This is a genomic window from Lutibacter citreus (genome assembly GCF_003260195.1).
GTDB classification, from domain to species: Bacteria; Bacteroidota; Bacteroidia; order Flavobacteriales; family Flavobacteriaceae; genus Lutibacter; species Lutibacter citreus.
This window is the reverse complement of sequence record NZ_QEIH01000001.1, coordinates 624,746-637,573: the sequence shown is the minus strand read 5'-3', so window position 1 is coordinate 637,573 and position 12,828 is coordinate 624,746. Positions and strand designations below refer to the sequence as shown.

The 12,828-nt window shown below is 30.1% G+C and carries 12 protein-coding genes; 9 read left to right on the top strand and 3 right to left on the bottom strand.

Annotated features, from left to right (window positions below):
• Positions 1–18 precede the first annotated feature (18 nt).
• Together topA and DAD81_RS02535 are read right to left on the bottom strand one after the other, a co-directional pair.
• Positions 19–2,502, bottom strand: coding sequence for a type I DNA topoisomerase (gene topA, locus DAD81_RS02540; RefSeq protein WP_111706650.1), 2,484 nt, complete (start codon positions 2,500–2,502; stop codon positions 19–21).
• 152 nt (positions 2,503–2,654) lie between these two features.
• On the bottom strand, positions 2,655–3,908 hold the full coding sequence (locus DAD81_RS02535; protein WP_111706649.1) for an LVIVD repeat-containing protein: 1,254 nt from the start codon (positions 3,906–3,908) through the stop codon (positions 2,655–2,657).
• Between the two features lie 255 nt (positions 3,909–4,163).
• On the opposite strand from DAD81_RS02535, the gene miaB reads away from it, so the two are divergent.
• The 8 genes from miaB (at position 4,164) to DAD81_RS02495 (ending at position 11,582) form a co-directional block, all read left to right on the top strand.
• Positions 4,164–5,597, top strand: coding sequence for a tRNA (N6-isopentenyl adenosine(37)-C2)-methylthiotransferase MiaB (gene miaB / locus DAD81_RS02530; RefSeq protein ID WP_179950011.1), 1,434 nt, complete (start codon positions 4,164–4,166; stop codon positions 5,595–5,597).
• Positions 5,598–5,601: 4 nt separating this feature from the next.
• Positions 5,602–6,834: a sigma-54 interaction domain-containing protein gene (locus DAD81_RS02525; protein ID WP_111706648.1), complete on the top strand. Its 1,233-nt coding sequence runs from the start codon at positions 5,602–5,604 to the stop codon at positions 6,832–6,834.
• 51 nt (positions 6,835–6,885) lie between these two features.
• Positions 6,886–7,392: an LptE family protein gene (locus DAD81_RS02520; protein ID WP_111706647.1), complete on the top strand. Its 507-nt coding sequence runs from the start codon at positions 6,886–6,888 to the stop codon at positions 7,390–7,392.
• A 4-nt stretch (positions 7,393–7,396) separates the two neighbouring features.
• Positions 7,397–8,206, top strand: coding sequence for a hypothetical protein (locus tag DAD81_RS02515; protein WP_111706646.1), 810 nt, complete (start codon positions 7,397–7,399; stop codon positions 8,204–8,206).
• The gene (gene secG, locus DAD81_RS02510; protein WP_111706645.1) at positions 8,203–8,544 is read left to right on the top strand and encodes a preprotein translocase subunit SecG; all 342 of its coding nucleotides are present in this window, start codon (positions 8,203–8,205) and stop codon (positions 8,542–8,544) included. The genes DAD81_RS02515 and secG overlap by 4 nt, the downstream gene beginning before the upstream one ends.
• Positions 8,545–8,700: 156 nt before the next feature.
• Positions 8,701–8,979, top strand: coding sequence for a co-chaperone GroES (locus tag DAD81_RS02505; protein ID WP_111706644.1), 279 nt, complete (start codon positions 8,701–8,703; stop codon positions 8,977–8,979).
• Between the two features lie 88 nt (positions 8,980–9,067).
• Entirely contained in the window at positions 9,068–10,702 is a 1,635-nt protein-coding gene (gene groL, locus DAD81_RS02500; protein ID WP_111706643.1) for a chaperonin GroEL, read from the top strand.
• Between the two features lie 301 nt (positions 10,703–11,003).
• The gene (locus tag DAD81_RS02495) at positions 11,004–11,582 is read left to right on the top strand and encodes an adenine phosphoribosyltransferase (RefSeq protein WP_111706642.1); all 579 of its coding nucleotides are present in this window, start codon (positions 11,004–11,006) and stop codon (positions 11,580–11,582) included.
• A 62-nt stretch (positions 11,583–11,644) separates the two neighbouring features.
• Here DAD81_RS02495 and DAD81_RS20800 read toward each other — a convergent pair whose 3' ends face one another.
• Entirely contained in the window at positions 11,645–12,028 is a 384-nt protein-coding gene (locus DAD81_RS20800; RefSeq protein WP_179950010.1) for a heavy metal-binding domain-containing protein, read from the bottom strand.
• A 295-nt stretch (positions 12,029–12,323) separates the two neighbouring features.
• On the opposite strand from DAD81_RS20800, the gene DAD81_RS02485 reads away from it, so the two are divergent.
• The gene (locus tag DAD81_RS02485) at positions 12,324–12,776 is read left to right on the top strand and encodes a GAF domain-containing protein (protein ID WP_111706641.1); all 453 of its coding nucleotides are present in this window, start codon (positions 12,324–12,326) and stop codon (positions 12,774–12,776) included.
• The last annotated feature ends 52 nt before the right edge of the window (positions 12,777–12,828 follow it).

Here is a 12,828-nt window from a genome sequence, read left to right as displayed (position 1 = left end):
GCAAGATAACTAAAAATCTTATTTCTTTTTAGTTTTTCTTTTAGTAGTTTTCTTTTTTGGTGCTTTTTTTTCTATTATTCCTTTCACTTCTTCTAGAGTTAGCTTGGTCGCATCAACGGTTTTTGGTAATTCTATTTTTATTTTACCTTTTAAAATATTAAATCTTCCCCAACGTGCCTTTTCAACTCTAATACCTTCTTCTTCCCAATTGTGGATTACTTTTTCAATTTCTTTTCTTTTTTTGTCTTCAATTAATTCAACCAAATTTTCTCTGGTAAGATTATCAAAATCGTATTTTTTATTAACATTAATAAACATACTATTCCATTTTATAAATGGCCCAAACCTTCCTACTCCTTTTTGAATTGGTAAATCTTCATATGTTCCAATAGGTGCGTCTGCTTCTTGTTTTTCTTTAATTAACTCAATAGCTCTGTTTAAATCAACAGACATTGGGTTCTCATCTCTTGGAATAGACACAAACATTTTATCAAATTTAATGTACGGGCCAAATCGTCCACTTGCAACTATTACATCAACATCTTCATATTCACCAATGGTTTTAGGAAGTTTAAATAAATCCATTGCCTCTTCATAGGTAATTGTTGTTAAGGTTTGATCTCCTTGTAAGCTCGCAAATTTTGGTTTTTCCTCGTCTGTAGCTTCTCCAATTTGAACCATTGCTCCAAACCTACCTAACCTAGCGTATACATTTTTACCGCTATCAGGATCAATTCCTAACAAACGTTCTCCTTTAGCTCTTTCTGCATTTGCTGCAACATCTTCAACTATTGGGTGAAACGTTTTATAAAAATCTTTAATCATTTCAATCCAATCTTCCTTTCCTTCAGCAATATCATCAAATTCAGATTCAACCTTAGCCGTAAATCCAAAATCTAACACGTTTGAAAAGTTTTCAACTAAAAAATCGTTTACAATATTTCCAATATCAGTTGGAACAATTTTCCCTTTATCCGAACCTACTTTTTCTGTTAATACTTCAGAAACAACCTTATCGTTACTTAATATAATTTGAGTATAATCTCTATCTACTCCATCAATTGCTCCTTTCACAACATATTCTCTTCTTTGAATAGTTGAAATTGTTGGCGCATAAGTAGATGGTCTTCCGATCCCTAGCTCTTCTAATCTCTTAACTAAAGAAGCTTCAGTATATCTGTAAGGTGGTCTTGAATAACGTTCTGTGGCAATAATATTCTCATTAGAAAGCAAATCTCCAATTGTTAAATTTGGTAACATACCATCTTGCTCTTCATCTTCATTATCGGTTCCTTCTAAATATACTTTTAAGAAACCATCAAACTTTATCATTTCACCATTTGCAGTGAAAATTGTTTTATTATTTGAATTAGAAATTTTAACATTCGTTCTTTCCAATTGAGCATCACTCATTTGTGAAGCAAGCGTTCTTTTCCAAATCAAATCATATAATCTGTCCTGATCATAATCAACAGAAACAGTATGAGTACTCATATCAGTAGGTCTAATAGCCTCATGCGCTTCTTGTGCACCTTTAGTTTTATTACTAAAACTTCTTGGCTTGCTATATTCCGCTCCATATGAAGATGTAATTTCTTCTTGTGCATTAATTTTTGCATCATCAGATAAATTTACACTATCTGTTCTCATATAGGTTATTAAACCTGCTTCATATAATCGTTGCGCCATCATCATTGTTTTGGCAACTGGAAAATATAATTTTCTTGAAGCTTCTTGCTGCAAGGTAGATGTTGTAAAAGGCGCTGCAGGAGACTTTTTTGCTGGCTTTTTCTGTAAATCATCAACTTTAAAATCAGCCGCAATACAAGAATTTAAAAATGCTTCTGCATCTTTCTTTGTTTTAAAATTCTTTGGTAAATTAGCTTTAAACTTTTTCCCTTCTGAATTTGAAAATTCTGCTACTACTTTATAAGATGCAACTGGTTTAAAACTTGTAATTTCTCTTTCTCTTTCAACAATTAATCTAACTGCTACAGATTGTACCCTTCCGGCAGATAAACCTCCTTTTATTTTTCTCCAAAGTACAGGTGATAATTCATACCCCACCAACCTATCCAACACTCTTCTTGCTTGTTGAGCATTAACTAAATTGTAATCTATACTTCTTGGATTCTCAACAGCTTTTAATATTGCTTTTTTTGTAATTTCGTGAAAAACAATACGTTTTGTGTTAGTATCTTTTAGTTTTAACTGCTCAAATAAGTGCCAAGCAATTGCTTCTCCCTCGCGATCCTCATCCGAAGCCAACCAAACTGTATCAACTTTCTTTGCTAAATCTTTCAGTTTTTTTACAACTGCCTTCTTATCAGTAGAGACTATATATTTAGGCATAAAATCGCCTTCAACATCAATTCCTATTTCTTTAGATGGTAAATCTGCAATATGTCCAAAACTAGATTCTACTTGAAAATCTTTTCCCAAAAATTTTTCTATTGTTTTTGCTTTTGCAGGTGACTCTACTATTACCAAGTTTTTTGCCATAAATATTCTCTTTTTAGATAAAATACACCATTCAGATATTTGGTGTTTTAGGTTTGCAAATGTATATAAGATTTTTAAAACTTATCAAATACAATTTACAAAAAAACAGAAAAGCAGGCTGTAGAGCCTGCTTTTACTAACTAAATAAATTATTAATTTAAATGAAACTCACTCAATAAATCAATGCTTTCACCTGAATATTTGTATTGATAAAGTGTATTATCACCTATTAACAACAAATTATTTTCCATTGGAATTACATCAAAAGTATTTATATTTTTAAAAGTATTTATTAATTTAAGCTCTTCAACATTTTCTTTATTGTACACCTTTAATCCTGAAGTACCATCACATATAAAAAGTAAATCATCCTTTATTCCCAAGCCGTATGGGTTGTCCATAGAATAAGATTTAACGTGTTCAATATTATAAATATCAGAAACATCTACAATTTCTAAACTACTATCAAATGCACCACAAAAATTCCCAGCTCTTAGCGTAATATACGCATATTTATCATCAACTACAACAGGATCACAAGCTGTACCGTGCTGAAATTCTGACACAAATTGAGGTGAGCCCGGTTTTGAAATATCATAAATATACATTCCACTCATACTTCCCAAAAATAATTGATCTCCTCTATTAAAGATAGTTTCAATATCAAAACCCGCATGAACATCATTTAATTCTCTAGGTTTTTCTAAATTCGAAATATTAAAAATATTTATATTATGACTATCAACCGCATATAAATATTCATCAACAATTTTAAATCTTGCTAAAGAACCTCCTTGCCCAGTTGATTCTGAAGAAGCTAAAGCAAAAGTATTATCAAAAAACACCCCTCCTGTATTATAATCATTTTTCACATCTTCAATATTTCTTCGTTCTTGAGAAATATCCCAACCTACAATAATTTCATTTTGAGTATTATCTCCCTCTCCGTAATCAACAATTAAATTATCTACTAAAGGCATTGGAACATACCAAGGAAACACATCTTCTAATCTAGCTACTTCAAAAATGTTATTTAAATCTGAAATGTCAAAAACCACTAAATCCATTAAACTATCGGCATATAAAAAATCGCCTTTAATCTCCATGTCTTTATTGGCTATAATTTTAATAAATGCTTTTTTAACAGGTTGAGCTGGATTGGAATTATCTATAATATGAATTCCTTTTTCAACATCATTAACCAATACAAGATTTTTATATGCGTATATTTTCCCTGATTCATCAATTGGTCTTGGAGCTATTATATCAACAGAACTTCTTAAAGCTTTGAGCGACATATACTCCGCTTTTGCAACATTTACGGTTTCAAGATTATCATCTTTTTCATTACACGAAAGCATAAATAAAAGTGTTGCAAAAATTAAAAAAATATTTTTAGTTTTCATTTTAGTTTGGTTTAGTAGTTAATACTATCATCAATTTGTATTTTAGAACAAGCCTACCTTATTAATACGTGTAAATTCTTTAAAACGCTACACAAAATTATATATTTTTAATTTACCATCTGAATATCAACATTTAACCCTCCAAAAACAAGGGATTAATCACTTTTAAAAATACAATTTGAAAATGTTAATTTTCTGCCAATATGTCATATTTTAGAAAAATTGGTTATATCTTTGCAATCCAATAAAAAAATAATGGGTAGCGAAAAAGTTATAGAAGAAAAAAAGCAAGGACAAGCGCTTTTAACGGATAAGATAGATGGAAACCATAAAAAACTTTATATAGAAAGTTATGGTTGCCAAATGAATTTAAATGACACAGAAATTGTTGCTTCAATACTTTCAAAGGAAGGTTACAATACCACTCATTTACTGGAAGAAGCCGATCTTGTTTTGGTAAATACTTGTTCTATTAGAGAAAAGGCAGAACAAACCGTTCGTAAACGTTTGCAAAAATATAATGCTGTAAAAAAAATAAACCCAACAATGAAAGTTGGTGTTTTAGGTTGTATGGCTGAACGTTTAAAAACTAAATTTTTAGAAGAAGAAAAAATAGTTGATTTGGTTGTTGGACCAGATGCTTATAGAGATTTACCTAATTTATTAGAAGAAGTTAGTGAAGGGCGTGACGCCGTAAATGTTATTTTATCTAAAGAAGAAACTTACGGAGATGTTTCTCCTGTAAGATTAAATAGTAATGGTGTTTCAGCATTTGTTTCAATTACTAGAGGTTGTGATAATATGTGTACTTTTTGCGTTGTACCATTTACTCGTGGACGTGAAAGAAGTAGAGACCCGAAAAGCATTTTAGAAGAAATAAGAGGTTTAGTAGCCAATAATTATAAAGAAATAACTTTACTGGGCCAAAATGTAGATAGCTACCTTTGGTATGGTGGTGGATTAAAAAAAGATTTTAAAAACGCCTCAGAAATAGCTCAAGCAACAGCTGTTGATTTTGCTCAATTATTAGATTTAGCAGCCACTGAATTTCCAAAAACCCGTTTTCGTTTTTCAACATCTAATCCTCAAGATATGAGTTTAGATGTTATCCACACAATGGCAAAACACGAAAACATATGTAAATACATACATTTACCTGTTCAATCTGGAAGTACTTCTGTTTTAAACAGAATGAACAGACAACATACCCGTGAAGAATATATAGAATTAGTTGATAATATTAGAAAAATATTGCCAGACTGTGCCTTATCACAAGATATGATTACAGGTTTTTGTGGTGAAACAGAAGAAGAACACAAGGATACCTTAAGTTTAATGGAATATGTAAAATACGACTTCGGTTTTATGTTTGCCTATTCTGAAAGACCAGGAACACCTGCCGAAAAACGTATGATAGACGACGTTCCAATTGAAGATAAGAAAAGGAGATTGAATGAAATAATTCAATTACAACGTAGTCATGGTATGCTTAGAATGCAGGAATTTATTGGTAAAAAATATGAAGTTTTAATTGAAGGAACTTCAAAAAAATCTGATTTACATTGGAAAGGGCGAAATTCACAAAATGCTATGGTAATTTTTGAAAAAGGAGACGAACAAATTGGTGATTTTGTTAATATTATAGTTGAAAATTGTACATCTGGAACGCTATTAGGAAAAAGAATTTAAGATTATGGAATCACTGCAGGTAATTAAACAACGATTTGGAATTATTGGAAACGATGCTCATTTAAATCGTTCATTAGAAAAGGCAATAAGAGTAGCCCCTACTGATATTTCAGTTTTAGTTACAGGAGAAAGTGGTGTTGGTAAAGAAAATATCCCTAGAATAATTCATAATTTATCGCATAGAAAACACGCCAAATATATTGCTGTAAACTGTGGAGCAATTCCTGAAGGAACCATAGACAGTGAACTTTTCGGACATGAAAAAGGGGCTTTTACCGGTGCCACAGCTACCAGAAATGGCTATTTTGAAGTGGCTGATGGTGGGACAATATTTTTAGATGAAGTAGGTGAACTACCATTAACTACTCAGGTAAGACTGCTTAGAGTTTTAGAAAATGGCGAATTTATTAAAGTAGGTTCTTCTAAAGTTCAAAAAACAGATGTTCGCATAGTAGCTGCAACTAATTTAAAAATGCAGGAAGCCATTAACAAAGGTAAATTTAGAGAAGATTTATATTACAGATTAAGCACTATTGAAATTGATTTACCACCATTACGTGAACGATTGGGAGATATTCATTTATTATTTAGAAAATTTGCCTCCGATTTTGCGCAAAAATATAAAATGCCTACAGTTAGATTAACTGACGATGGTGTTAAACTTTTAGAAAATTACAGCTTCCCTGGAAATATTCGTCAACTAAGAAATATTGCTGAACAAATATCTGTAATTGAAGAAAACAGAATAGTTTCATCTGAAGGGTTGTTACAATATTTACCTAATAAAGGAACAAACCTTCCTTCTGTTATTGGCAGCAACAATTCTAAAAGTGATTTTGCAAGTGAACGAGAAATTATGTATAAAATCTTGTTTGATATGCGAAATGATATCAATGATTTAAAAAAACTTACTTTAGATTTATTAAAAGGGAAAGACACGTCAGAAGTTCAAGAAGAAAACAAAAAATTGATTCAAAAAATTTACCAAGAAAAATCTTTTAAAGAACAAGATAATCAAGTAGAAGTAGTTAGAATTAATGAAAAATATACAGACACTGAAGATTTTCATTTTGCAGAAACCATTGATTCTGACGAAAGTTTATCAATACAAGAAAAAGAAATTGAATTAATTAAAAAATCATTAGAACGAAATAATGGTAAAAGAAAACTCGCAGCAAAAGAACTAGGAATTTCAGAAAGAACATTATATCGTAAAATAAAACAATACGATTTGTAGTTTAATAATTAACTTTGAACTCAAAAATATTAAAAACACTAAAAACATTAAATGAAAAAAATTGGTATAACCTTAGCTCTACTAGTAAGTTTTACGCTTGTTAAGTGTGGTATTTATTCATTTACCGGTACAAATATTAGTCCCGATGTAAAAACTATTCAAATAGATTTTTTCCCTAATAATGCAGTTTTGGTTGAGCCTTCTTTAAGTCAAACATTTACAACCGATTTTAGAGATTTATTTGATACTCAAACCAATTTAACATCAGTTAGTTCTGGCGGTGATTTACAATTTGAAGGTGAAATTACTGGCTACAAAATTAATCCAATGACTGCTACTGCTGAGCAAACTGCAGCGCAAAATAGATTAACAATTACTGTTAATGTTCGTTTTTTCAATAATAAAAATGAAGATGACAACTTTGAAACAACATTTTCTCATTATTATGATTTTGATGGAAGTTCACAATTAGTAGGAGGTTTATTGGATGATGCTTTTGATGAAATAATTGAACGAATTACCCAAGATATTTTTAATGCTTCTGTAGCTAAATGGTAAATTTATGAATAATAATGAGTTTTCTTTATTAATGCAAGACCCAACAACAATAGACGTTTCAAAAACCGAAAAATTGGATGCAATTATAAATGAATATCCTTATTTTCAATTGGCAAGAGCGCTCCAATTAAAAGGTTTAAATAATACTAATAGTTTTAAATATAATGAATCATTAAAAAAGACGGCGGCACATACTATAGATCGTTCAGTGCTTTTTAATTTTATTACGTCATTAAATCTATCAAATAAATCTTCAAACAACGAAATTATTTTAGAAGAAATAGAAGTTATAGAACCTATAACTGTTGAAGTTTTTCATAAAAAAGAAAATATTACACCTAAGCAAAAAAAACAAATTGTAACAATTAAACCTAAATTAAAGGAAGATAACAATAAAAAAAGCGCTTCTGAAATTTTAGAAATAGGCAAACCTTTAAATTTTAAGAGTTCAGAGCCACATTCATTTAATGAATGGATGCAATTAGCTTCAAAAAAACCAATTATTAGAGAACATTCAATAAAAAAAGAACCATTAAAACCTAATAAAAGTAGTTTAATTGAAAAGTTTATAAAAACAAACCCAAAAATTAAACCTTTAGATAAAAACGCTATAAACAAAGACGTTTCAAAAGAAAGCTCATCTGAAAATGATAGCTTAATGACCGAAACTTTAGCTAAAGTTTATCTAGAACAAAATAAATTTGAAAATGCAATAAAAGCTTACCGCATTTTAAGTTTGAAATATCCAGAAAAAAGTGGTTTCTTTGCAGACCAAATTAAAGCAATAAATATTTTACAAAAAAATAAGTCATGACGTATACATTATTTCTAGTTCTGATTATGATAGTAGCATTCTTGCTAATATTAATTATTATGGTTCAAAACCCTAAAGGAGGAGGATTATCTTCTTCGTTTGGAGGCGGTGGTACACAATCTTTAGGTGGTGTGCAAAACACTACTAACTTTTTAGATAAAAGTACTTGGACTCTTTCAATAGCTTTATTAGCTCTAATCCTTTTATCTAACTTTGCTGCTCCTAAAGTAAATGCAGTTGATACAAGTTCAGAAATTGAAAATACTATTGAAAATCGTGAAGTACAAGATACACCTGCACAGCCTATGGCTCCAGAAACACAAGATAGTGTACAATAATTCTTTACTAAGATTTTAAAAAAAATGCCAACGTGTCACACACATTGGCATTTTTTTTTGTTTTTTTTCTTCAAATAGTACTTTTGTCAGTTTTAAAGAATTGGCACGTTTTTGGGAAGCTAATCTTCCTAATTAATAATTTATAAACCAAAAAACATGAGTAAAATAAATATCAAACCGTTAGCCGATAGAGTTTTGGTGGAACCTCTACCTGCAGAAACAACAACAGCTTCAGGATTAATTATTCCAGATTCAGCAAAAGAGAAACAACAAAAAGGAACTGTTTTAGCAGTTGGTAACGGAACTAAAGACGAGCCAATGACTGTTAAAGTTGGTGACACTGTTTTATACGGAAAATATGCTGGTACTGAAATTGATGTAGAAGGTACAGAGTACTTAATCATGAGAGAAAGTGATATTTTAGCAATTGTTTAATTTTTAAAAAATTAGCTTAAAATAATTAATAACTAACAAATAGCCAATGGCAATTAGCCTATAGCTCTTTTGAAAAAAAACATAAAAAATGGCAAAAAATATAATTTTTGATATAGAAGCACGTGACGGATTAAAACGTGGAGTTGATGCTTTAGCAAACGCTGTTAAAGTAACTTTAGGACCAAAAGGAAGAAATGTTGTAATAGGAAAAGCATTTGGAGGACCTGCAATAACTAAAGATGGTGTAACTGTAGCAAAAGAAATTGAACTTGAAGATCCCCTTGAAAATATGGGAGCTCAAATGGTAAAAGAAGTAGCTTCTAAAACCAACGATTTAGCAGGTGACGGAACAACAACAGCTACTGTTTTAGCACAAGCTATTGTTAAGGAAGGATTAAAAAATGTAGCAGCCGGTGCAAATCCATTAGATTTAAAACGTGGAATTGACAAAGCTGTTGAAGCAATTGTTGAAAATTTAAGAGCACAATCTCAAGAAGTTGGAAACAAATCTGATAAAATAAAACAAGTTGCATCAATTTCAGCAAATAATGACGAAGCTATTGGAGATTTAATTGCTCAAGCTTTTGAAAAAGTTGGAAAAGAAGGTGTAATAACTGTTGAAGAAGCAAAAGGAACTTCTACTTATGTAGATATTGTTGAAGGAATGCAATTTGATAGAGGTTATTTATCTCCTTATTTTGTTACTAACACAGACAAAATGTTAACGGATTTAGAAAATCCTTACATTCTTTTATTTGAGAAAAAAATAACAAATCTTAAAGATTTATTACCAATATTAGAACCTGTAGCACAAAGCGGAAAACCATTATTAGTAATTGCTGAAGATGTTGAAGGTGAAGCTTTAGCTACTTTAGTAATGAATAAATTACGTGGTGCTTTAAAAATTGCTGCTGTAAAAGCTCCTGGATTTGGAGATCGTAGAAAAGCAATGTTAGAAGATGTCGCTATCTTAACTGGAGCTACTGTTATTTCTGAAGAAAGAGGTTTAACTTTAGAAAAAGCTACTTTAGATATGTTAGGTACTGCTGAAAGAGTTACAATTGATAAAGACAATACAACTATTGTAAATGGTGCAGGTGATGCAGATATGATTAAAGCAAGAGTTGCTCAAATTAAATCTCAAATAGAAACTACTACTTCAGACTACGATAAAGAAAAACTGCAAGAACGTTTAGCTAAATTAGCTGGTGGAGTTGCTGTTTTATATGTTGGTGCTGCAAGTGAAATTGAAATGAAAGAGAAAAAAGACAGAGTTGATGATGCATTACATGCTACTCGTGCTGCTGTTGAAGAAGGTATTGTTGCAGGTGGTGGTGTTGCTTTAGTTAGAACTATTGAAGTATTAAAATCAATTACTACAGATAGTTTAGATGAAGTAACAGGAATTAAAATTTTAGCAAGAGCTATTGAAGAGCCATTAAGACAAATTGTTGAAAATGCGGGAGGTGAAGGTTCTGTTGTTGTAGCAAAAGTATTAGAAGGAAAAGGTGATTTTGGTTACAATGCTAAAACTGAAGAATACACTAATATGTTAAAAGCTGGTATTATAGATCCTACTAAAGTAACACGTGTTGCTCTAGAAAATGCAGCTTCGGTTGCTGGAATGATTTTAACTACGGCTTGTACATTAGTTGACATTAAAGAAGATGCTCCTGCCGGTGGAATGCCTCCTATGGGTGGTGGAATGCCAGGTATGATGTAAAAAACAATTATTTTTTATATAAAAAAGCTTTACAGAAATGTAAAGCTTTTTTTATTTTTATTGTATCCTGATATAAAATAGTTTAATTCACTTAATTTAGTCTTATAAGGTATAAACAATTTATATCAAGCTAACCATACCTCTTTTAAGCATCTAAAATTTAAACTCATTAATAATGAACACAAAAAATAATTCATTTAAATAATATTAAATATTTTTTAAATTTACCAAGTCCTTAAATTCAAATTTCAAACAAATTTTAAGTACTTTTGTTCATTCTAAAAAAATATAAATTTCCCTAATGAGCACCAACGAAAGCATAACAAACATTGAAGATTGCAGAGAACTATTAAAAAAGGAAATTAAAACATTTCCTGATTGGCCAGAAAAAGGAGTTAATTTTAAAGATGTACAAAGTATTTTATACAAACCAGAATTAGCTACACTTACTTCACATTATTTACAAGAATTACTTCCAAAACAAGGGGCAGATTTTTTATTCAATAAAATATTATGTTTTGATGCTAGAGGTTTTTTATTTGGATTTGATTTAGCAAAAGCATCCAAAACTCCAATGATTTTAGCTAGAAAACCGGGAAAACTTCCTGGTGAAATAATTACACAAACTTTTGAAAAAGAATATGGTACGGATGAAATTCAAGTGCAAAAAGGCTTAATTAATCCTGGAGATAAAGTTTTAATACATGATGATTTATTAGCTACAGGAGGCACGGCTACTGCTGCTGCAGAGATTATCTTAAAATGTGGCGCAGAAATAGCTGGATTCAATTTCATAATGGATTTATCCTTTTTACCAGGGAGAGAAGCACTTCAAAAATATGTAAGTAATGATAAAATAAAAGCATTACTAACTTTCTAAAACAAAAAAGGGCCTATTTAGTATACTAAATAGGCCCTTTTTTGTTTTTATAGGAAAACGAACTAGGCTTTACATTCGCAACTTCCCGGTTCACAATGTGAACATTCTTTTTGCATTTTAGCAACTTCTTTTTCACAAACACATTCACCTGGTTCACATTTACAATCTCCTCCATCTATACATTTACAGTTATCTGCATGCTTAGCTTCTTTCTTTGAGGATTTTTCTTTTAAATCCATTTTACAAACTGGACACGAACCTTTTTCAGCATATATTTTTCCTTTTTCACAATCCATTGGACATTGATAAGCTAATTCTGCAGAACTACCTTCTTTTGAATGATCGTGATTTTCATGATTCATTTCTCCTTTTTTTGAATCTTTACAAGAAGTAAACATCAATGAAACAGATAACACTAATGTTAAAACAAAAATTATTTTTTTCATACTTTAATTTCTAAATTTAGATTATTTATTTGCCTAAAATACTAAAAATTATGTATTCTTATTTTTTATTATAATTTTTTGATAGTAATTAAAGGAGTAAGTAAAGTAAATAAGAACAATAGATTAAGTTATCTGTGTATAAAAAAACCTCAATTATTATTTGGCTTTTCAACAAATAATAATGAATATAACATAAACAAAACTGCATAAATCCTAAAAACTTAACAAGAAAAATTAGGACTGTTTTATTATTATATGCCAAAGAGTTTTATTTTTGCAAAAAATCATAAATAAAATGAATACACCTCTACTAAAAGAATCTGTAAATAATATTTTTAAAAGACATTCAAGTAATGAAAAAACACTACAAGAAATATGTGATCTTTTAAAACAAAATATTAGTTATTATAATTGGGTGGGATTCTATTTTAAAAATGGAAATAAAGAAGAACTTAAGCTCGCACAATTTGCAGGTGAACTTACCGAGCATACTATTATTCCTTTTGGTAAAGGAATTTGCGGACAAGTTGCTGTTAGTAATAAAAATTTTGTTGTACAAGACGTTTCTAGTCAAGATAACTATATTTCTTGCGGATGGAAAGTGAAAAGTGAAATTGTAATTCCAATTTTTGTAAAAAACAAAAACATTGGTCAGATTGATATTGATTCGCATTCCGTAAACCCTTTTACAAAAGAAGATGAGGTTTTATTAGAATTCATTTGCGAAAAGGTATCTCAAATTTTATAATTGAATTTTAATATAAAACTACACCTAAAATATTAAAGAAAATACTTCGTTT